The organism is Actinoplanes sp. ATCC 53533 (assembly GCF_003947245.1).
Window position 1 is genome coordinate 113883 of sequence record NZ_QHHV01000015.1, and the last position, 21070, is coordinate 134952.

21 protein-coding genes are annotated in these 21070 nt (G+C 72.2%); 17 read left to right on the forward strand and 4 right to left on the reverse strand.

Features of this window, described 5'->3' with window-relative positions; all coding sequences use genetic code 11:
* The first annotated feature begins 183 nt into the window (after nucleotides 1-183).
* Nucleotides 184-678: an NUDIX domain-containing protein gene (locus tag DMB66_RS06110; protein WP_125803018.1), complete on the forward strand. Its 495-nt coding sequence runs from the start codon at nucleotides 184-186 to the stop codon at nucleotides 676-678.
* 9 nt (nucleotides 679-687) lie between these two features.
* Here the strand turns inward: DMB66_RS06110 and DMB66_RS06115 are convergent, their stop codons facing one another.
* Together DMB66_RS06115 and DMB66_RS06120 are read right to left on the reverse strand one after the other, a co-directional pair.
* Nucleotides 688-1191 carry an NUDIX domain-containing protein gene (locus tag DMB66_RS06115; protein WP_125803019.1) on the reverse strand — a complete coding sequence of 168 codons (504 nt, stop codon included), beginning with the start codon at nucleotides 1189-1191 and terminating at the stop codon, nucleotides 688-690.
* On the reverse strand, nucleotides 1184-1966 hold the full coding sequence (locus DMB66_RS06120) for a hypothetical protein (RefSeq protein ID WP_125803020.1): 783 nt from the start codon (nucleotides 1964-1966) through the stop codon (nucleotides 1184-1186). The genes DMB66_RS06115 and DMB66_RS06120 overlap by 8 nt, the downstream gene beginning before the upstream one ends.
* 89 nt (nucleotides 1967-2055) lie before the next feature.
* On the opposite strand from DMB66_RS06120, the gene DMB66_RS06125 reads away from it, so the two are divergent.
* Nucleotides 2056-2859, forward strand: coding sequence for a DUF3097 domain-containing protein (locus DMB66_RS06125; protein ID WP_125803021.1), 804 nt, complete (start codon nucleotides 2056-2058; stop codon nucleotides 2857-2859).
* Nucleotides 2757-3245, forward strand: coding sequence for an isocitrate lyase/phosphoenolpyruvate mutase family protein (locus DMB66_RS65765; protein WP_125803022.1), 489 nt, complete (start codon nucleotides 2757-2759; stop codon nucleotides 3243-3245). The genes DMB66_RS06125 and DMB66_RS65765 overlap by 103 nt, the downstream gene beginning before the upstream one ends.
* 3 nt (nucleotides 3246-3248) lie before the next feature.
* Here DMB66_RS65765 and DMB66_RS06135 read toward each other — a convergent pair whose 3' ends face one another.
* Nucleotides 3249-4562: a serine hydrolase gene (locus DMB66_RS06135; protein WP_125803023.1), complete on the reverse strand. Its 1314-nt coding sequence runs from the start codon at nucleotides 4560-4562 to the stop codon at nucleotides 3249-3251.
* A gap of 121 nt (nucleotides 4563-4683) precedes the next feature.
* On the opposite strand from DMB66_RS06135, the gene DMB66_RS06140 reads away from it, so the two are divergent.
* The 10 genes from DMB66_RS06140 (at nucleotide 4684) to DMB66_RS62445 (ending at nucleotide 15670) form a co-directional block, all read left to right on the forward strand.
* Entirely contained in the window at nucleotides 4684-5133 is a 450-nt protein-coding gene (locus tag DMB66_RS06140) for an NfeD family protein (RefSeq protein ID WP_125803024.1), read from the forward strand.
* 38 nt (nucleotides 5134-5171) lie between these two features.
* Nucleotides 5172-6287: an SPFH domain-containing protein gene (locus DMB66_RS06145; protein WP_125803025.1), complete on the forward strand. Its 1116-nt coding sequence runs from the start codon at nucleotides 5172-5174 to the stop codon at nucleotides 6285-6287.
* A 216-nt stretch (nucleotides 6288-6503) separates the two neighbouring features.
* Nucleotides 6504-7172, forward strand: coding sequence for a hypothetical protein (locus tag DMB66_RS06150; protein ID WP_199752056.1), 669 nt, complete (start codon nucleotides 6504-6506; stop codon nucleotides 7170-7172).
* An 81-nt stretch (nucleotides 7173-7253) separates the two neighbouring features.
* A complete protein-coding gene (locus DMB66_RS06155) occupies nucleotides 7254-7844 on the forward strand; it encodes a dihydrofolate reductase family protein (protein ID WP_125803026.1) in 591 nt (196 codons plus the stop codon).
* Between the two features lie 105 nt (nucleotides 7845-7949).
* Complete coding sequence (locus DMB66_RS06160) at nucleotides 7950-9470, forward strand: hypothetical protein (RefSeq protein ID WP_125803027.1); 1521 nt, start codon at nucleotides 7950-7952, stop codon at nucleotides 9468-9470.
* An 11-nt stretch (nucleotides 9471-9481) separates the two neighbouring features.
* Nucleotides 9482-9919, forward strand: a complete 438-nt coding sequence (locus tag DMB66_RS06165) for a hypothetical protein (protein ID WP_125803028.1) — start codon at nucleotides 9482-9484, stop codon at nucleotides 9917-9919.
* Entirely contained in the window at nucleotides 9916-10893 is a 978-nt protein-coding gene (locus tag DMB66_RS06170) for an FHA domain-containing protein (RefSeq protein ID WP_125803029.1), read from the forward strand. The genes DMB66_RS06165 and DMB66_RS06170 overlap by 4 nt, the downstream gene beginning before the upstream one ends.
* 15 nt (nucleotides 10894-10908) lie before the next feature.
* Nucleotides 10909-11700 carry a serine/threonine-protein kinase gene (locus DMB66_RS06175; protein ID WP_125803030.1) on the forward strand — a complete coding sequence of 264 codons (792 nt, stop codon included), beginning with the start codon at nucleotides 10909-10911 and terminating at the stop codon, nucleotides 11698-11700.
* Nucleotides 11697-13703, forward strand: coding sequence for a cation:proton antiporter (locus DMB66_RS06180; protein ID WP_125803031.1), 2007 nt, complete (start codon nucleotides 11697-11699; stop codon nucleotides 13701-13703). The genes DMB66_RS06175 and DMB66_RS06180 overlap by 4 nt, the downstream gene beginning before the upstream one ends.
* Nucleotides 13700-15670, forward strand: a complete 1971-nt coding sequence (locus tag DMB66_RS62445) for a serine/threonine-protein kinase (protein ID WP_233624332.1) — start codon at nucleotides 13700-13702, stop codon at nucleotides 15668-15670. Before DMB66_RS06180 ends, DMB66_RS62445 begins: the two co-directional genes overlap by 4 nt.
* 73 nt (nucleotides 15671-15743) lie before the next feature.
* On the opposite strand, the gene DMB66_RS06190 is transcribed toward DMB66_RS62445, so the two are convergent.
* Entirely contained in the window at nucleotides 15744-16169 is a 426-nt protein-coding gene (locus DMB66_RS06190) for an Hsp20/alpha crystallin family protein (protein WP_125803161.1), read from the reverse strand.
* Between the two features lie 86 nt (nucleotides 16170-16255).
* On the opposite strand from DMB66_RS06190, the gene DMB66_RS06195 reads away from it, so the two are divergent.
* From DMB66_RS06195 to DMB66_RS06210, 4 genes are all read left to right on the forward strand, one after another.
* Nucleotides 16256-16606: a MerR family transcriptional regulator gene (locus DMB66_RS06195; RefSeq protein ID WP_233624333.1), complete on the forward strand. Its 351-nt coding sequence runs from the start codon at nucleotides 16256-16258 to the stop codon at nucleotides 16604-16606.
* A 184-nt stretch (nucleotides 16607-16790) separates the two neighbouring features.
* Nucleotides 16791-17630, forward strand: a complete 840-nt coding sequence (locus DMB66_RS06200; protein WP_158647151.1) for a MoxR family ATPase — start codon at nucleotides 16791-16793, stop codon at nucleotides 17628-17630.
* Complete coding sequence (locus DMB66_RS06205) at nucleotides 17627-18718, forward strand: VWA domain-containing protein (protein ID WP_125803033.1); 1092 nt, start codon at nucleotides 17627-17629, stop codon at nucleotides 18716-18718. The genes DMB66_RS06200 and DMB66_RS06205 overlap by 4 nt, the downstream gene beginning before the upstream one ends.
* Complete coding sequence (locus DMB66_RS06210) at nucleotides 18711-21068, forward strand: CHAT domain-containing protein (RefSeq protein ID WP_125803034.1); 2358 nt, start codon at nucleotides 18711-18713, stop codon at nucleotides 21066-21068. Before DMB66_RS06205 ends, DMB66_RS06210 begins: the two co-directional genes overlap by 8 nt.
* The last annotated feature ends 2 nt before the right edge of the window (nucleotides 21069-21070 follow it).

A 21070-nucleotide genomic window follows, 5' to 3' on the forward strand; every position in this document is an offset into this window, starting at 1 on the left:
GTGCCCCCTCGGGTGGTCGACGCTCCTTTACGCCCTGCAGTCTCTCAGGGATCACCGCATAACGCATCAAATGCGGGGGCGCTGCGTGCCTCAAGGCGAGCGGTGGGCCGGCCATCAGGAGGCCGGCGTGCCCGGCGCACCCGCCGCACTGAGCCGCACCCGCCGGTCTGGCAGGGTGGCGGCATGGCATTGTCCTGGGAAGAGTCGTACATCGGCGGCCTGCGCACGCTCGCCGGCGACGAGCGGGTGCTCATCTCCGTCGGCGCGCATGGGCTCGTTCGCGACGCGGATGGCCGGATTCTGCTGATCCAGCGCTCCGACGACCGGACCTGGGCGCTGCCCGGCGGCACGATGGAGCTGGGCGAGACGTTGCGCGAGTGCGCCATCCGGGAGATCCGCGAGGAAGCCGGCCTGCTGGCGCGCGAGGTCACCCCGTTCGGCCTCTACACCCGGGCGCGGGACTGGTTTCCCAACCCCTACGGGCACCGCTATCAGTACATCGCCCTGATGTGCCGGGTCGACGGCTACGACGGCGAGCTGGAGCGGGTCACCGACGAGAGCGTCGATGCCGGCTGGTTCGCCCCGGACGCGCTGCCGGCGGGCTCGGGTGGCCTGGTCACCCGGGCCCTGCGCGATCTGGCACTGTTCGAGGCGAAGGGCACCTTCGCCCTGGACTAGGCCGGGCCGCTACATGCCCGCGGCGACCTGGGCGAAGTAGCGGTTCGCCACCCGGGTGTGCAGCTCGAAGCCGAGCGGCTCCGGCGCGCGCAGCACCTGCCAGCCGAGGGCCTCCTTGTTCGGCACCACGGGCGGCAGGTCGTCCTCCGTGGACAACGCCGGGAGCAGGCCGAAGATCAGCAAGGTGCCGTCCGGTGCGCTGATCGCGTCGTACAGCCGTACCGAATCGGGGTCTGCCTCCAGGCCGACCTCCTCGCGCAGCTCGCGCACCGCCGCGTGCTCCCAGGTCTCGCCCACCTCGATGAAGCCGCCCGGCAGGGCCAGGGTGTCCCGCGCCGGCGGGATGCCGCGGCGCACGACCAGCAGGCCGCCGCCGACCGGCTGCACCGCGACGGCGACCGGCGTCGGGTTGAGGTAGCTGGTCTCGCCGCAGGCGCCGCAGCGGCGCGGCCAGGCCTGCCCGGGCACGAAGCGCGCGCCGCAGAAGGTGCAGTGCGCATATCTGTCAGGCATGCAGCGGGGCGTTGCAGGCCGCGACCAGTGCCTGACGGCAGGCCGTGGTCAGCGGGCGCAGGGCGGCGTCGCGCTGTTGGGCCTCGTAGCCGTTTACCGCGCCGCCGGGGGCGTTGTGCTCGGCCAGCACCAGGACCTGGTCGAGGACGCTGGCCCGGGCGAAGAGCCGGCGCGAGCGCGGGTCGAACCCCGGCGGCAGCGTCGCGGTGCTCTCCGGGCGGCGCAGCGCCTGTAGCGCGCCCGCCAGCTCCGGGCGCCAATGCGCGACGTCGAGGCGGGTCAGCTGCGTGGTCGCCTCGGCCAGCGCCGTGGTCAGCGCGGCCTCCGCCTCGGCGGAACCCATCTGGAACGTCGGCTTGAAGGCCGGCACCGGGTAGAAGCGCCACAGTACGGTCTCGAACTCGACGCCCGAGCCGGAGGTGTGCCGGCGCAGCTCGGGCACCACCCCGAAGGACGGCGTCACCAGGGCCTCGCCGGCCAGCAGCGCCGCGCCGGTCAGCTCGCCGGGGCCGGGTAGCCCGCGGGGGTCGCCGGGGGCTGGCAGCACCAGCCGGATGTCGTCCGGGTGCAGCTTGGCGAACGCGGGTAGCGCGTGGGCGATGGACACGTCGGTCCACGTGCCGGGGGCATCGGCGACGAGGTGCTCCTCGTCGCCGGCGATCTCGTCGGCCAGCTCGTCGAAGGGCACGAGACCGGCCCGCCAGGCGCGTACCCACGCTACGAACCGGGTCGACCGGCGTGCCGTGAGTGTCGCCGCATCTGCTGCGGGGGACATGCGAGCAAGGGTACGTGCCGTTCGGCGAGCTTGTCTCGGTCGGAGCGTCGGAACCGGCGTGTCCGGACCCACAAGTTAACGTGCGGGACATGTATGGCGATGATGTGCTCGCGGGTGAATGGCGGCGCCGCAAGGTGGTGCCCGAGGTGGACGCCGAGCGGGATCTGGTGGTCGAGGACGTCGATTCGGGGTTCTGCGGCGCGGTCGTCGGCTTCGAGCTGGGCGCCGTCGTGCTGGAGGACCGGCGCGGCAAGCGCCGCAACTTTCCGCTAGAGCCCGCCGCGTTCCTGCTGGAGGGCCAGGTCGTGACGCTGCGCCGGCCCGCCGCCAAGCAAGCCACCCCGGCACGGCAGCGGACCGCTTCCGGGTCCGTCGCGGTCGCGGGGGTACGCGCCCAGGTCGCCAAGGCCAGCCGGATCTGGGTCGAGGGCGTGCACGACGCCGCCCTGGTCGAGCGGATCTGGGGCGACGACCTGCGCGTCGAGGGGGTGGTGGTGGAGCCGCTGGACGGCATCGACGACCTGGCCGGCGCGGTGCGCGAGTTTCAGCCGGCCCGCAACCGCCGGGTCGGTGTGCTGGTCGACCACCTCGTCGCCGGGTCCAAGGAGAGCCGGATCGTCGCCGCGGTCCAGGACCCGAATGTGCTGGTCACCGGGCATCCGTACATCGACGTGTGGCAGGCGGTGAAGCCGGCGCGGGTCGGGCTGCGGGCCTGGCCGGTGATCCCGCCCGGGCAGCCGTGGAAGGAGGGCGTCTGCCGGGCCGTCGGCATCGCCGAGCCGTACGAGATGTGGCGGCGGATCCTGGGCGGTGTGAACAGCTACAAGGACGTCGAGACGCCGCTGATCAACGCGATGGAGCGGCTCATCGACTTCGTCACCGAGCCGAGCTGAGCAGCGCCTCGGCCAGCGCCGGACGGCGACGCCCTCGCGCTGCCCGCCGCGGTCGCGGCGATCGAGCGGATCACCGCGGCGGCCTCGACGAGACGGTCGAGCGGGCCACCGCCTACCTGGCGGCGGGCGCCGACGGCATCTTCGTGCCCGGGGTGACCGACCCGGCCACCGTCGCCGCCCTGGTCGAGCGGATCGACGCCCCGATCAATGCGATGGTCGGGCCCGGCGCGCCGGGCGTCGCGGAGCTGTCCGCGCTCGGCGTGGCCCGGATCAGCCTCGGCTCGTCCGTCGCCCAGGCGGCCCTCGGCGGGGGCGGCTACGGCGAAGCGTGCGGCGCGGCCGACTACGGCATGCTCAACGCCCTGCTCAAGCCGGGTCGCGTCTGAGCCTCAGGCCAGGTGCTTCGGGTCGCGGCTGAACACGAAGGTGGCGATGTCGAGCTTCGTGACCGCGCCGTCCGGGTCGCGGAGCACGGTCAGCACCTCGCCGGCGTTCGTGCCGGCCGTGCCCCGCCAGCGGTCCCGGCCCTCGCGGACGAACCGCCACGGCGGCCGCGCGGCCGGCCCGACCGGCCGCATGACCAGGTCCGGGCCGTCGGCGGACACCTCGTACTCGGCGCCCATCCACCACCAGCGGCCGCACAGCTCGGCGGCCTCGCCCTCCGGCGGGGGAGCGGGCCGCCACGGCTCGGGCACCACCGGCTCGGCGTCCAGGACCGTGGTCAGCACCTCCAGGCTCAGCGCCCGGATGCTGGTGCCGCGCAGGCCGTACGAGTTGGCGAAGGCGATCACGCCGGTGCGGCTGGGCCGGTGCACGACCAGCTGGGACACGTAGCCGGGCATCGAGCCGCCGTGGCCCGCGTACACCCGCTCGCCGACCCGCGTCAGCTCCGGTCCCAGGCCGTGCCCGGCGGTCCAGGCCTCGTCCTGGATGACCACCGGGGTGCACATCTCGTCGACGGTCTCGCGGCTGAGCACGGCCGGCGCCGGGTCGGCCAGGAACGCCGCCCACTTCGCCATGTCGGTCACCGTCGACCAGAGCTGGCCGGCCGGGGCCATCGCGCCCGAGTCCAGCCGGGGCTCCTCGTGCAGGCTGTCGTCCAGTTCGTGCACGACATAACCGCGGGCGTACGGCTCGACCGGGGAGTACGTGGTCCGCTTCATGCCCAGCGGGTCGAGCACCCGCTTGCCGACCAGGTCGGCCCAGGACTCACCGGTGGCGCGCCGCAGCACCGCGCCGAGCAGCCCGTACGCCAGGTTCGAGTAGTGGTAGGCCCGGAACGGCGGTCCGGCGATCTTGTCGAAGGCCAGCTCGGCCAGGAGCTGGTCCACGTCGCCGCCGGTGTTGCGCTCCCACCACGGTCCGTCGGGCTCGCGCTGCAGCCCGGAGACGTGCCCGAGCAGCTGGCGCAGGGTGATGCCGCCGACCGGGGTGCCCGGCAGGTGCCGGTAGAGCAGGTCGTCGAGGGCGAAGAAGCCCTCGTCCCGCAGCTGCATCACCAGGGTGGCGGTGAGCGTCTTGGTGATCGAGCCGAGCCGGTACTGGGTCTTGGGATCCGGTGGTGGGGTCTGCCCGGCGCCGGTGAAATGCAGCAGCGAGCGGTCGCGGACGACCGCCAGCGCCAGGGACGGCGCGCGGCCCGCGGACTGCGCGTGGGCGACGATCTCGGTGACGCGTCGGCCGGTTTCCGGCAGCAGGGACACGGTGAGCCTTTCTCGGACGGGGACGGTCCAAGGTCTAACTGAACGGCGCCGATATGGCTACGCCGGGAAGTCGACCTCACGCGGCGTCGCCGGGAGAGCGCGGACGTGTCACGATCAGAGGGTGGAAAGCGTTCTCTGGATCGTCCTCGCCATTGCCCTCGCGATCGCCGAGGCCTTCACCGCGTCTTTCCTGGTCATCTTCTTCGCCGTGGGCGCCCTCGCGGCGGCCGGCGCGGCGGCCCTCGGCGCCCCCGTGCTGGTGCAGGCGATCGTCTTCGCCATCGTCTCCGGTCTCTCCGTCGCGGCGATCCGTCCCATCATCATGCGGCATGCGCGGCCGGCGTCCGAGACGGGCGAGACCGCCTTCGGCATCGAGGCCATAGAGGGCTCCCAGGCGACCGTCCTCGAGGAGGTCACCGCCGACCACGGCCTCGTGAAGATCGACGGTGAGCTCTGGACGGCGCGCTCCTTCGACGGCGACGAGATCTACGCGCCGGGCGACCGGGTCCGGGTCATCAAGGTGAAGGGCGCCACCGCGATCGTGTGGCGCGACGAGCATCCCAACCTCTGAGCAACCGACTCACATAAGAGATAAGAAAAGAGGACGCCATGGAAGTTGTTATCGGTGTACTCATCTTCGTGATCGCCCTTTTCGCGGTGATCACCCTGGTCCGATCGGTCCGCATCGTCCCGCAGCAGCGGCACGACGTCGTGGAGCGGCTCGGCAAGTACAAGCGCACCCTGTCGCCCGGGCTCAACCTGCTCGTGCCGTTCATCGACACGGTGCGCACCAAGGTGGACATGCGGGAAAACGTCGTCAGCTTCCCGCCGCAGCCGGTGATCACCTCCGACAACCTCGTGGTCTCGATCGACACGGTGCTCTACTTCAAGGTCGTCGACCCGGTCCGCGCCACCTATGAGATCGCGAACTTCCTGCAGGCCATCGAGCAGTTGACCGTCACCACCCTGCGTAACGTCATCGGCTCGCTGGACCTGGAGCGCGCGCTGACCAGCCGCGAGGAGATCAACCGGCACCTGTCCGGCGTGCTCGACGAGACCACCGGCCGGTGGGGCGTCAAGGTCACCCGGGTCGAGATCAAGGCCATCGAGCCGCCGCCGAGCATCCGCGACTCGATGGAGAAGCAGATGCGCGCCGAGCGCGACCGCCGCGCCGCGATCCTGACCGCCGAGGGTGTCAAGCAGTCGCAGATCCTCACCGCCGAGGGTGACAAGCAGTCCGCGGTGCTGCGCGCCGACGGTGACCGGCAGGCCCGGATCCTGACCGCCGAGGGCCAGGCCAAGGCCATCCGGACCGTCTTCAACGCGATCCACGAGGCCAACCCCAGCCAGAAGGTGCTGGCCTACCAATATCTGCAGGCCCTGCCGCAGATCGCCAACGGCTCGGCCAACAAGGTCTGGATCGTGCCGACCGAGCTGACCCGCGCCCTGGAGGGCATGGGTGGCGCGCTCGGCGGGCTGGCCAACATGGTCGGCGACCTGCCGAGGTCGACGGTCGACGCCGCCGCGGTCGAGCGCGAGGCCGCCGAGGCGGCCGAGGCCGCGGCCCGGGAGGCCGCCGCCGTCAACGCCCAGGTCCGGGCCGCCGAGGCGCAGGTCTCCGGCGACAGCGGCCCGAAGGGGCTGCCGGCCCCGCAGGCCGTGCCGCCGTCCGCGGCGCTCGGCGGCGCCGACTACAACGGCGTGGGGGAGTCCGAACGCGCCTGACCTCCGCCACGGGAGGGTGCAAGATCGGAGCGAATACCGCAAAACCCCGCGCCCTCGCGCGGGGTTTTTGCCATGCTGACCGAGGACTCCGACCGGTACCCCCGGGCCGCTCGGCTTTGAGCTCAGACGAGGCGGCACGCAGGCGTCGGCTTGCGACTCCTCGGCTACCTGCGCCGACGACGGTCATCGCCGAGGGCGCCACCCGGAGGCGATGACATGAGCACCAGCCAGCAGCACACCGCGAGTGGACGCCCACTGCGCGTGGCACCGGCCTGGGTCGGCGGCGCCCGCTCCCGCGCCGCCGCGGATCACCTCCTGCCGGTCCACGAGGCCGTCTGGATCTGGTCGGTCCGCCGCTACGCCCGCGTGTCGCTGTGGGCCCTGCCGATCGGTGCCGCCCTGTACGGCTGGGCCACCCTCGGCCTCCCCGCCACACCCTCCCCGCTGCTGCTCGAACTCGCCGCCGGCTGGTTCTGCGCGGTCGCGATGATCGGCCTCGCCGGGCTGCTGGCCGGCTCCCGGACCCGCCGCCCGGCGCTCGCCGGCCTGCTCATCGGGCTGGCCGGCTTCGTCATGATGCTGCCGCTGGCCGCCGTGCCCACCGGCGCCGGCCTGGCGGGCACGGGGATTGACGCCGGCCAGGTCCGCACGGCCGCGCTGGTCGCCGCGGCCGTGACCGGCACCGGCTGGCTGCTGCTGGGCTGGGCGGTGTTCCGCTCCAAGCTGGTCAACCCGGCCGACGGCGTGCTGCTGATGCTCGCGGCCGTGTCGATCGGCGCCGGCTCGTACGCGGTCCGCCCGCTGCCGACGGTCGGCGCGCTGCTGTTGCTCGCCGCCGGCATGGGCCTGGCCTGGACCGGCTCGCGGCTGATCCCCCCGGCCTGAGTTCCCGGGTCCTACCCCGGGCTTTCTGTCGCACCCCGGTGGCATGCTCGGCTCGTAGTCGCAACCAGCCGGGGAGTGCGCATGGCAAAGGTGATCGCCGACATCTCGATGTCCCTCGACGGGTTCGTGACCGGGCCCGCGCCCGGCCCGGACAACGGCCTCGGCGACGGCGGCGAGGGCCTGCACACCTGGGCGTTCAGCGCCGACCCGGTCGACCGGGCAGTGCTGGCGTCGACCACCGACGCGACCGGGGCGGTCGTCATGGGCCGCCGCCTGTTCGACATCGTCGACGGCCCGCACGGCTGGAACGACGAGGTGGGCTACGGCGCCGGCCTGGCCGCGGCGCCGCCGGTGCTGGTGGTGACCCGCCAGGCGCCGGGCAGCGTGCGGCTGGCCGACCGGTTCACCTTCGTCGTCGACGGCGTGCGCAGCGCGATCGACAAGGCCAGGGCGCTGGCCGAGGATCGCCACGTGGTCGTCATGGGTGGTGCCGAGGTCATCCGGGGCGCGCTGCGGGCCGGTCAGGTCGACGAGTTGCGGCTGCATCTGGCGCCCGTGCTGCTCGGGGGCGGCACGGCGTTGTTCGCCGGCGGGGTCAGCCCGCGGGCGCTCCGCCAGGTGCACGTCCAGGTTTCCGCGCACGCCACCCACCTCACCTATCGGGTCGACTGACGACCCGCGTGACGTTCCGTGGCCGGCGCGTCACGTTGTCCGGCTGTGCTACTCATTGGCCCTCGCACAAGACGCCGGAGCGTCTGCACACTCGGGGGACAAGCCGTGCACACAGCAGGGACGGGCGACCTCACGCCCGAGTTGATCAATCGTCCACAGTGGGATGACGAGCTGGTCGCCGGGTCGGGGATGGCGGTGCGTGATGTCTCGTTCGTGACAGTCGGCGGCGGCATCGGCTCGTTCGTCACGGTGGACTACCTGCGGATCGCCGGTGTGCCCGCCGATCAGATCCGGGTGCTGTCCAACATCGACCAGCCCTGGCAGACCTACGAATATCTCACCCGGGTGTCGCAGATCCCGCGCACCGAGCGCATCCGCTCCGACTCGTCATCGCGACCGGACAACATCTGGGGCTTCCCGTCGTACGCGCTGGCGGAGGCGTGGCGGGACAGGACCCTGCGGCCGCTGCTGCACGTGCTCGGCGAGCCGCTCTTCGCCGACTACTGGACGCCGCGCGCCGGCGCCGTCTTCGCCAGCCTGGAGCGGGAGTCGAGCCGCATCGGCTACCCGGAGATGCAGGTCAACGGGGTGGTGCGGATGGTGCGCCGGCGGGTCGGCGGCGGCTACTTCACGGTGCTGACCCCGCCCGCCGGCAGCGGCGGCACGAAACGGGTCGTGTACCGGTCGCGCTTCGTGCACCTCGCCGTCGGCTATCCGGGTCTGCGGTTCCTGCCCGACCTGCAGGCGTTCCGCGAGCGCTATGGCGACTTTCACCACGTCGTCAACGCGTACGAGCCGCACGAGCACGTGTACGAGTATCTGAAGACCAGCCCCGGCACCGTCGTGGTGCGCGGCGGCGGGATCGTGGCGTCCCGGGTCCTGCAGAGGCTGATGGACGACCGGGAGCGGCACGGGCTGTCGACCGAGATCGTGCACATCTTCCGCACCTTCGTCACGGGCGCGCACGGGCCGCACCTGTGGTCCCGGCGCAAGGGCGGCCACGGCTTCGCCTACCAGGGTTTCAACTATCCGAAGTCGGTGTGGGGCGGGCAGCTGAAGGCGAAGATGCGCCGCCTCGACGGCGACGAACGCGCCGCCGAATACCGCCGGATGGGCGGCACCAACACCCCGAAGCGGCGCCGCTGGCAGCGGCAGATGCGCGCCGGCCGGTCGGCCGGCTGGTATCGGCCCATCCAGGGCACCGTGGATCAGGTCCGGCCGGGGCCGGAGAACAGTCTGGTCAGCGTCGTCACCGGCCAGGGCGGCACCCGCGAGATCGAGTCGGCGTACGTGATCGACTGCACCGGTCTGTCGGCCGACATCGCCGAGCACCGGGTGCTGGCCGACCTGCTCGAGCACGGCGGCGCCGGGCGCAACCCGCTCGGCCGGCTCGAAGTGGAACGGCACTTCGAGGTGAAGGGGACCGCGAGCGGCGACGGCGCGCTCTATGCTTCCGGCGCGGCCACTCTCGGCGGCTACTTCCCCGGCGTGGACACGTTCCTCGGTCTGCAGGTGGCCGCGCAGGAAATCACCGACGACCTGTCCAGGCGGGGCTTCGCGCCCCGGCTGGGACCGGTGCGGTCGACAGCCGGCTGGATCCGTTGGGCCCTCGGGCGCCCGGTGTAAGGGAGATCGACATGGTGCCCATTCTCTGGGGACGGATCCAGACCCGGATCTTCCTGACCGCCGTGGTCGGGGCGATGGTGACTCTCGCCGTCGTGCCGCTGCTGCCCGGGGACGCCCCGCTCACCGGCCGGTATGCCGGCGCGTTCGTCGTCCTCGCGGCGGTCGCCGTGCTGGGCATCGGGTGGGAGCTGCTGTACCACCTGCTGATGCAGTTCCGCTGGGAGAAGGACTGGCCGTCGCTGTTCGGCCTGCTCACCGGCGTGCCCGAGGCGCTTCTGCTCTGGGTGCTCCTGCGGGCCGGTGCGGTGCCCCTGCTGGAGACGGTGCCGCCCGGCGGCGCCTACGCGGTGCACTTCGCCTCGGTGTGGGTGGCGGTCTGGCTGGTGGCGAACGGGCCGCTGCGGGTGCCGTTCCTGCGCTGGCGGTTCCGCGGCGGGAGGCTCGTATGACCATCACCGTGCGCCCGGTGCCCGGCGCGGGTCTGGTGATGCGGGCCGGTGATCTGCTCGCCGTCTGCGCGGAGGCCGGAGCCGACACCGTCATCGCCCTGGTCCGGCGGGTCGCCGCGGCCGGCGGCGACGGCGCCGACCTGGTCGGCGCCCTGCCTGCCGACGCGCCGGACTGCGCGCTCGCCGGCCCGGTCCCCGAGGGGATGGCCGTGGCGCTCCGCGGTGGGGCCGTCGCCGAGGTCGACGGGCGGCCGGTCGCCGGTGGCGTCCACGGCCCGGTCCGCACCGTGCATCTCCGGCTGACCGGCGCCGGGACGCCGGATCCGCGGACCAGCCTCGATGGCGGCGTCATCGCCGGCGCGGGTCTGGTCGCGGAGTTCGCCGCGCGGCAGCCGGTCGTCCGGGCTCCCGACCGGCGGGCGCCGTTCGAGGCGGTCATCCTCCTCCCCGGGTATGCGGAACCGCCGGCCCCGGCCGCCGCCGATCCCGGTGCCGGAAACCACGCCCTGGTCGAGGGTGTGGTCTGCCGCAACAACCACTTCAACGACCCGCTGCTGCCGTACTGCCAGATCTGCGGAATCTCGATGGCGCAGCTGACCAAGGTGACCCGGCTGGGCCCGCGGCCGTCGCTCGGGCTGCTGCTGCTCGACGACGGCAGCACGATGCGCCTCGACAGCGACTACGTGGCGGGACGAGAGCCCGACCAGCACGCCGACGTCGCCGCCGGCCGCGCCCGGCCGCTGCGGCTCGCCGGCCCGGTGAGCGGGGTGTCCCGGCAGCACCTGCGGGTCGGCCTCGTCGGCTGGCAGGTCGAGGTGACGGACCTGGGGTCGGCGAACGGCACGCATGTGCGGCTGCCCCGGGCCGGCGGCACGAGGCAGCTCACCCCGGGCGAGCCGTTCGTGCTCCGCCCCGGCAGCCGCGTCGAGCTCGGCCGACGCTGGTTCCAGTACGAGTCCCACCGCAATCCGTAGAGGAGACCAGGTCAGGTGCAGGGCATCGCCGACTACGACTTCGTCCGGCCCCTGGGCTCGGGCAATCACGGGCAGTTCTTTCTCGCCAAACGACCGCGGCGGCTGCCGGTCGACGCCGACTTCGTCGCGGTCAAGGTGCTCGTCGCCGAGTCGACCGAGGCCGCGTTTCGCCGTGCCACCCGGGAGCTGGCGGCGTTCGCGGCGGTGGTGTCGCCATACCTGGTGAGCCCGTTCGACGCGGGCCAGCAGGACGGCGTCTTCTACTACTCGATGGGGTACGAGCCCGGTGGCTCGCTGGCCCGCCCGGCGGAGCCGGTGCCGGTGCCGCGCGCCCTGCGGGCCGTCGCCGACGCCGCGCGGGCCGCCGGCGCACTGCACGGGGCCGGCATCGTCCACCGCGACATCAAGCCGGGCAACGTCCTGGTGAACGCCGAGGGCGGCCGGCTGTCCGACCTCGGTCTGGCGCAGGTCTTCACCGAGGGCGTGACCGTCACCGGAATGGGCGACCTCGACGCGATCGAGTACGTGGATCCCGAGCTGCTGGTCGGCGGCAGGCCGGGCCCGGCGACCGACGTGTGGTCCCTCGGTGTGCTGCTGCACCGCGTGGTGGCCGGCAGCGGTCTCTACGGTGAGCTGCCGGAAGCCGACGGGCTGCTGGCCCTGCGCCGGGTCCTGTCGACGCCGCCGCGGGTCAGCGCCGCCCTGCCCGGTCCGGTCGCCGAGCTCGTCCGCGACTGCCTGGGACCGCCGGAGCAGCGGCCCGACGCGGCGACGGTCGCCGGCCGGCTCGACGCGGTCGCGCCATGACCGCGCACGACGTGGGCCGGCTGCTGCTGGGGCTGGCCGCTGTCATCGTGCTGGCCCGCCTGCTCGGGGCGCTCGCCAAGCGGGTCGGGCAGCCGCCCGTCGTCGGTGAGATCCTCGCGGGCATCCTCATCGGACCGAGCATCGTGGGCGGGCTGGTCAGCGACCGGCTCTTCCCGATGGAGATCCGGCCCGCGCTCGCCGGGCTCGCCAACGTCGGCCTGGTGCTGTTCATGTTCATCATCGGCTACGAGCTGGACCAGTCCCTGGTGCGTGGGCGGCAGCGGGTGGCCGTGAGCGTGTCCGCCGGCTCGGTGCTGCTGCCGCTCGGGCTCGGGGTCGGGCTGGCGCTGTGGCTGGCCGGGCGGCACGAGGTGACCGAGGTGCTGCCGTTCGCGCTGTTCATCGGCGCCGCGATGGCGGTCACCGCGTTCCCGGTGCTGGCCCGGATCGTGGCCGACCGCGGGCTGATGCGCACCGAGGTGGGCGGTCTCGCGCTGGCCAGCGCCGCCGTGGACGACGTCCTGGCCTGGTCGCTGCTGGCGGTCGTGGTGGCGATCGGCGCCGCGGACGGCGGGGCCCCGTGGCACCTGCTCGCCGCCGTGCCGTACCTGATCGCGATGTTCGGTCTGGTTCGGCCGCTGCTGCGCCGCCTGCTGGCGGCGCGGGACCGGGCGGGCCGGCTGACCCCGGACGTCCTCGCGGTGATCCTCGTCGGGCTGCTGCTCTCCTGCTACGCCACCGAGCTGATCGGCCTGCACGCGATCTTCGGCGCGTTCGTCTTCGGCTCGGTGATGCCGCGGGCCGGCGGCGAGGCGCTGCGCCACGAGATCCTGGAACGCCTCGAGCAGGTCAGCGTCCTGCTGCTGCTCCCGGTTTTCTTCGTCATCGCCGGCCTGCAGGTCGACCTGTCGACGGTCGACGCGTCCGCGCTGGTGGAACTGGCGCTCATCCTGGCCGTGGCGATCGGCGGCAAGTTCGTCGGCGCCTACGCCGGCGCCCGGCTGAACCGGGTCGGCCGCCGCCAGGCCGGGGCCATCGCCACCCTGATGAACACGCGCGGCCTCACCGAGATCGTCATCCTGACCGTGGGCCTGCAACTGGGCATCCTGGACGGTCAGCTGTTCTCGATGATGGTGGTGATGGCGCTGGTCACGACCATCATGGCGGGACCGCTGCTGGCCTGGATCTACCCTCGCCGGCTGGCGGAGGCGGACATCGCCCGGGCGGAGCGGGCCGGGATGGCCGACGCCGCGGGCTTTCGGGTGCTCGTCCTCGCACCGGGCGGGCCGACCGCCGCGGCGCTGGTGGGCCTCGCCGCCGACCTGGCCGGGCCGTCCCGGCCCGCGACGGTGGCCCTCACCCGCCTGGTGCCGTACTCGGCGTCGCCGCTGGAGGTGGGCAGCGGGCTCTCCCCGGACCTGCTGCAGATGAACGCGGCGATGGCGGAGCTGGCTGCCCTGGCCGCGTCGGTGCGCGATCGGGGGCTCACCGTGCCGATCGTCGCCCGGTTCACCCATGACCCGGCCGCCGACCTCGCCGAGCTGGTCCGGGTGGGCGAGCCCGACGTCGTCGTGATCTCCGGTGCCGGCGCGCCGCCGCCGAGACTGCCGATGACCCTGGTCAGCGTGCTGGAGCCGCCGACCCACGTCGGCGCCGTGCTCGCGCGGGTCGACGGCGCCGCGAGCGCCGCGGTCGTGTTGCGGGTGGCCGCCGCGGTCGCGATCGCCCGCGACCTGGCGTTGTTCGTCGATGCCGGGCCGCGGGCACCGCGCGAGGTGACGGCGGCGATCCGCGAGCTGACCCGGCACGGGGTGCCGGCCTCCGTCGGCGTGCCGGACGTCGCGGCGTTGGTCGTGGCAGGTGATCCAGGCGACCTTGTCAGCGGGGCGGAGCCGGCACACCTTATAGTCCGATCCGGATCGGAGCGGTCCGTGCCGGAGCAGTGGGTCGAGCAACTGGTGACCCGACCGGACCGGCCACTGACGCGGGCGGAGACGACATGACCGAGCTGGGCCGGCCGCTGCTGCCCGCGGACCCCACCGAGATCGGCCCGTACGAGCTGACCGGCCGCCTCGGCGAGGGCGGCATGGGCAGCGTCTACCTGGCCCGTGACGAGTCCGGCCGGCAGGTCGCCGTCAAGATCATCAAGGCGGAGCTGGCGCATCAGGACGAGTTCCGGTCCCGATTCCGCAGCGAGGTCGAGCGCGCCCGCGAGGTGCCACCGTTCTGCACCGCCGAGGTGCTCGACGCCGACCCCGACCACGAGACGCCGTACCTCGTCGTCGAATACGTCGACGGGCCCAGCCTGGCCGCGGTCGTCGCCGAGCGTGGCCCGCTTTCTCCGTCCAACCTGCACGGCGTCGCGATCGGGGTGGCGACGGCCCTGACGGCGATCCACGGCGCCGGTGTCATCCACCGCGACCTCAAACCCAGCAACGTGCTGCTCGCCCCCGGCACCCCCAAGGTGATCGACTTCGGCATCGCCCGGGCGGTGCAGGCCGGCGACGGCCCGACCCGCACCAACCAGATGATCGGGACCGTCACCTACATGGCGCCCGAACGGCTCGAACCGCAAGCCGGCCGGACCATCACCCCGGCCGCCGACGTGTTCGCCTGGGGCGCCGTCGTCGCGTACGCGGGCACCGGCCGGTCCCCGTTCGCCGCCGAGATGCCGTACATGGTCGCCGTCCGCATCCTCACCGCGGAGCCGGACATCGACGGTCTCACCGGGCCGCTGCGTGACCTGGTCGTGCAGACGCTGGCCAAGGACCCGGCGGCGCGGCCCTCCGCGCGTGAGGTGCTGGACCGGCTGCTCACCATGGGCCCGCAGCGGGTCGGCAACTCGGCCGCGGTCCTCGACCGGCAGCCGGCGCTGCGCCAGGCGGTCGCCGAGGCGCGCGCCGCCACCGACGTCCATCCGGTCCGCGAGCTCACCGAGCACGCGGCCCAGGCCCCGCCCGTCGCCGAGGAGCAGGCCGGGGGCGTGCCCGTCGTGCCGGGTCAGGGCGTGGCGACGACACGGTTCCACGGCGTCGGATCCGCGTCGGCCCCGCCTGCGGAATCGCCCGTGCCGTCGACCGGGCCCGTGCCGTCGACCGGGCCCGTGCCGTCGACCGGGCCCGTGCCGTCGACCGGGCCCGTGCCGTCGACCGGGCCCGTGCCGTCGACAGGTCCCGTGTTGTCGACTGGGCCCGGGCCCGTTCAAGACCCACCCCGGCGACCGCGGCGCCGGGCTCGCGCGGTCGCGATCGTCGGCGCCGCGGTGATCGCTCTGGTGCTGCTGGCCGGGGTCGTCTTCGACAGGATTCCGCTGTCCTGGCCGGCGAACAGGGACGAAGCCGTCGGGAGCCCGAGCACGCCCGCCAGCGTCGCCGGGCCGCAGCCCAGCACCAGCACCGGCACCGCCGCGCCGCTGTTCACGGAATCGCTCACCGTCGCGGGACGAGACTGGCCGCTGGATGAGAACTCCGCCGAGAAGGCCACCTGCCGGATCGACGAGGGACTCATCGTGGAGAAGCAGAAGGCCGGCCCTTACCGGTGCAAGGGCACGCGCCGGGAGTTCAGCGACATCGCCGCCACCGTGAAGGTGACCCTGCACAACACCGCGAGCTGCGCCGGCGTGTGGTTCCGGTTCACCCGGTCCACCGAGACCGGCGAGGACGCGGGATATCTGCTGCGGATCTGCGACGACACCACCACGCTGCTGGTGCACGGGGACCCGACGCCGAGCACGATGTCCGTGCTCGCCACGTTTCCGAACGACACCCCGGCCACCGCCGGAGAGCCGGTCACGGTCGGCGTGACGGCGCTGGGTGACGAGCTGACGTTCACCCGCGACGGGAAGCCGGTCGGCGAATGGCAGGACCCCACGTTCACCGCCGGCCGGGTCGTCCTCGGCATCGTGGGCAAGAAGTCCGCAGAGCCGCCCTTCCGCGTCTCGTATACGGACCTGACGATCGGCGCGGCGTAGCAGGGCGGCCGCGGAGCCTCGCGGCCCGGCGCCCGCGGGACGGGCGCCGGGCCATGGTGGAGGTGACCGGCGGTCAGCCTCTGATCTGCTTGGGGTTGCTGCCGCCGCCACCGATGCTGATCTTGCGGGGCTTGGCCTTCTCGGAGACGGGGATGCGCAGGGTCAGCACGCCGTTGTCGTAGCTGGCCTGGAGATCGTCGGTGTTGAGGGTGTCGCCGAGGAACAGTTGCCGGGTGAAGACGCCCATCGGGCGTTCGGAGATCACGGTCTCCACGCCGTCGCGCTGGAAGCGCTGGCGCTGGGCCTTGACCGACAGGACGTTGCGTTCGACGGTCAGTTCGATGCTGTCGGGGTCGACACCGGGCAGGTCGAAGTAGACGTTGAACCAGTCGCCGTCGCGTTCGGCGTCGATGTGCATGACAGCCGGTCGGCCCGAGGTGCCGGCGAGCTGCTCGAACATGCGGTCGATGTCACGGAAGGGGTCGGTGCGCATCAACATGGTCATCTCCTCCTTGGTGCTCCTTCACCGGGGCTTGGTGGTTGAGTCCCCTTGACTCAACTTACTTTCTGATTTACAACGAAGTCATGTCGCTGTCAAGTCGAAGCTTCGGGATGCGGGAAGGTTTTCCCGCGGGGCCGGCCGAGGGCCTGTTCCCGATCTCGGTGGTGACCGAGCTGACCGGCATCGGGGCGCATACGCTGCGCGGATACGAGCGCGCCGGCCTGCTCTGCCCGGCGCGCACCGAGGGCGGGGTGCGCCGCTACAGCGGCGATGATCTGACGACGGTGCGCCGCGTCGCCGCGCTGTCCGGCGAGGGGATCAACCTGAGCGGCATCCGGCGCATCCTGGCGCTGGAGGCCGAACTAGCCGCGCTCCGCGCGGAGATCGACGCGCTGCGGGCCGCTCAGCACGCCGGCTCCCGCAAGCGACGTTGATCATGCGGAGGAAGTGAGGGCGTCCGCCGTCAGGGTGGTCATCATGGGCCGCAGGACGCACCCCGCTCTGCTCACCCCTACCCCCACCGGCTCAGGCGGTCGACCCTGTCCGTCAAACACATACGAGGGCACATGCGCGCGTGGAGCGGGAGGCCACATGAATTTCAAAGATGCTGAAGATCTTGTGGATCAGCTCGAGCGACGCGCCGGCTATCTGGCCGGAACCGGGCTGGCGGCAGCCGCCTTCCTCGCTTGCCGTGGGAATCGGCCGTTGCTGCTGGAAGGTGCGCCGGGCGTCGGGAAGACGGCGTTCGCCGGCGCGATGGCTACCGTCCTCGGTCGACCGCTCGAGCGGGTGCAGTGCTATCCGGGCCTCGACGCGAGCCAGGTCCTCTACGACTGGAACTTCTCAGCGCAGATGCTGGCCTTGCGGGCGGCCGGGGAGGGCGACCACACGGACCGGCTGCCGGAATTGTGGGACGACAAGTACCTCGTCGCCCGGCCGATCCTCCGGGCGCTGCGGGGTGAACCCGCGGTGCTGCTCATCGACGAGATCGACCGCGCCGAGGAGGATTTCGAGGCGCTCCTGCTGCAGGTGCTGGACAAGTTCGAGATCACCATCCCGGAACTGGGAACCATCAGGGCTGACGTCGCACCGTTCGTGATCCTCACGTCCAATCGCACCCGGGAGCCGCACGACGCCGTCAAGCGGCGCTGCTTCTACCACTGGATCGATCATCCCGAGCCCGAGCTCGAGGCCAGGATCCTTCGCTGCCATGTCGACGGGCTTCCGCCGGACCTGGCGACCGCCGTCTCCGAGGCTATGGCAGAGCTACGCCGACTCGAACTGGTCAAGCAGCCCAGCCTGGCCGAGGCTATCGACTACGCGCGTGCGATGCACCAACTGGGCGCCACCGCGCAGACTCCGAAGATGGTGGACGCGGCGATCAGCACGCTCGTCAAGCATCACGACGACGAGGAACCGGTACGTCGGGTACTCGTGGGAGAGCAGCGCAGCCGATGACCGACGACCCGCTGACCGTGCTCGTCCGGTTCGGCGCGGCGTTGCGCGCGGCCGGGCTGGCCGTGAGCGTCGACCGGGTCACCGCCGCGGCCGAGGCGCTGAGGCACTGGGGTGTCGCCGACGGCGCCGAACCGTACTGGCCGCTGCGTGTCGCCTTGTGCGGAAGCAAGCCCGACGTGCCCGTCTTCGAAGCGGTGTACCGCCAATGGTTCGGCCAACTGCCGGTTGACGCCCGCCCCGCGGACCCTGTGCTCGTCGCCGCGCAGTCCCGGAGCCCGACCGGCGGGACGGGCACCGACGAGTCGGCGCGGGATGCCGACGGCGGCGGGGGCGGCAACACCAGCCTGTTGGCCAGCCACGACTTCGAGGACATGACCGAGGAGGAGCTGCGGGAGGTGTCGGCCTGGATTGATCTGCTGCGGCCGGTGCCGCTGCGGCGGAGCATGCACCGCCGGCAGGCCCGATCCGGCGCGATGGATCCGGGCCGCACGATGCGGCTCATGCTGCGCGACGGCGGCGAGTTGGTGCGGTTGCGATACCGGCGCCCGGCGCCGCGCCCGCGCCGGATACTCCTGCTCGTCGACATCAGCGCGTCGATGAGCCCGTACAGCGACATGCTGTTGCGTTTCGCGGCCGCCACGCTGGCCGGGAACCCGCGCACCACCGAAGTATTCGCCGTTGGAACCGACCACACCCGGCTCACCCGGTCGATGGCCGGGTTGCGGCCCCGGGACGCGCTGCTGGCCGCCGGCCGGATGCGAACCGGCTGGTCCGGCGGAACCACGCTCGGCGTAGCGCTGAACGGTTTCCTGCGGCGCTGGGGCGGCACCGACGTCGTCCGCTCGGCGATCGTGATCTTCGGTTCGGACGGGTTCGAGCACTCGGACCCCGCTCCGATGATCCGGCAGGTCCAGCGGCTTGCCGCCCTCGCCAAGGTGCTGGTCTGGGTCGACCCCGATCACCGCGAGCACGGCGACCGGCCGGTGGATGTCCACATCGCACGAGCACAGCGATCGGCCGCCCGAGTGCTGGGCTGCCATGACTACGAGGCACTCCGCGGACTGGCGAAGGTGATCACCGATGCGTGACCTGGAAGCACACGACGTGGCGATCCGGCGGATCATGCGCCGCGATGACCTACTGACCCTGGCCGCGGCCGCCGACAAGGCCGTGGGCATCGTCCGAATGCGCGAGGCAGAGGCGTTGACCGGCGTCGAGGGCCGAACGCTTTTCGACCTCGCGCTGGACAAGCAGATCGGAATGGCGACCGAACACGGTGGATGGGCGGAGCGGGCGCAGGCCTGGGATCACGCCGCGGTCCTCGTCCGATACTGCGAGCTGGCCGGCACCGAGCTGAAAAGCCCGTACACCGCGGTCGACATGCACGCCCGCTCGTTGCGCGAGCTCGAAGAGAACCGGCCCAAGGCCGGTCTGCGCCGGCTCGACAAGGACCTGACCCTGGGCGCCTTCAACCGTTACCACGCGGCCCGGGATCTGCGGTTGGCGGGCCGGATCCAGGAGGCCCGCGACCTCGCCAAACGGTCGCCGAAAGATCTGTACGGCACCGGCGCTGAGCCGCACATCGCGCACTACCAGTACGAACTGGCCGCGACCTACCTCGAGCAGGGGCATCCGGAGCAGGTCCGCCGCCAGTTCAAGGAGCTGCGCTCGTACTGGAAGGGCGCCCGAGCCAAGGAGTTCTCGACCCACCACCGGTTTGAGTTCGCCGAGGCACTGGTCTCCTGGTACAAGAAAAGCGGAGGCGACCAGGCCGGGCGGCACTTCGCCGCCGCGCTCGAACTGGTCGACACCGGCCGGGATGCTGGCGACGTCAGCGTCTTCGAGGGCGATGACAACCAGGGCGTACGCGAATTGTCGCTGGCGCTTGCGGCCGCCGAGCATCTCGTCCTCACCGGGGGTGATCTCGACCGGGCGATGGATCTGACGTCGCGTGCGTTGACTGCCGCCGAGCGGGTCCGGGCACGGTGGCGGGTCATCGCACGCTCTCGGGCGCCGCTGGCCGAAGCGCTCCATCGGGTCTACGGCGACGTCTGCCAACTGGCCCACCGGATCGACAACGAGCGGGCGGCCGGGCTGGGCCTGCGGGCGGCGCTGTCCGCGAAGTCGACCGGGTTCGCCGCGCGGATCCGCGACGGGCTGACCTTCGACGACAACCCGCGCATCAACCGGCTGCTGACCCAGATCCTCGATATCGAGAACCCCGACCCCGGTGCCATGACCGGCGCGGACAGCCGCGTCGCACAGCTCAAGGCGTTGCGTAAGGACCTGGAGGTCGCCGTCTCGCCGATGCTCGCGGACACCGTGTTCCCGCTGCCCGCCAATCTGACCGAGTTGGTCGGCAAGGTCGGAGCGCGGTACGCCCTCGACTACGTCGAGCTGACCGACAGCCTGACGACAAAGGCGTTCTTCCGTACGCTCATCCGGCCCGGCGGCAGGATGGAATTCGACCGGTTCGACCCCGGCGAGGGTTTTCGCGTCTTTTTCAGCCAGGCCCGCGTCGGCCAGCTGGCGAGTGCCCGGGATGTCGTCGATCCGGCGGTTCCGGGCTTGCTCGACGGGGGAGTTCTCGACTTCCGGGCGCTGGCCGGGAGTGTCCTGCCGAAACGGTTGACCGAGGAGATCCTGCACAGCTACGCGGAAGACGCGCCCGCGATCCTGCTGATCTCGGCCCACTCGTGGTTGAGCCTGATTCCGTGGGCGGCCCTGCGGATCGATCCCCACACCCGGTTGATCGAGCGGGCCGTGGTGTCGCAGAGCCCGGTGCTCACCTCCCTGTCGGGCGAACTGGCGCCGCCTGTGTCCGGCGACGGCCTGGTCCGCCTGGTCGGCCCGGGCGAGACGGTCGAGATCGACGGAAAGGGACTTCCTGATCTCGACATCGAGAAAGAGCGGGCGGCGTGGGGCCTGACGGGAGACACCGCCGATGTTCCGCTCAGCAGTTGCGTCGTGCGCAGCGGCGACGCTCCGGCGGCACTCCATGGCCGCCGTTTCGCGGACGTGCTGCAGGAGGGCAACCGCTGGCAGTTCCTGCACATCGCCGCGCACGGCGGCGGCCGGGGCTTCGGTCAGTTCCTGGCCTTCCCCAACGAGCGGCTGTCGGCGGCCCAGGCGCTCGGGCTGCGCTGGCCGCTGTCGGTGCTGATGGCGTCCTGCCACGTCGGCCTGGTGCAGAACGATCACGGTGCCGAGCCGCTGAGCTTCGTCATGGCGCTGCTCACCGGCGGCGCACGCTGCGTGGTGGCCGGCATCGACAGCGTCGACGACGACGGAACCGGCCGGATAGCCGCCGCGATGGTGCGGGCCGTCCGGTCCGGCGACGTGTCCATCGACGTCGCGCTGCGCAACGCCCAGCTGGGCGAGATCCGGAGGGGCACGCCGGAGCACGGCTGGGCGTTGCTCTCCGCGTACGTGAAATGAGC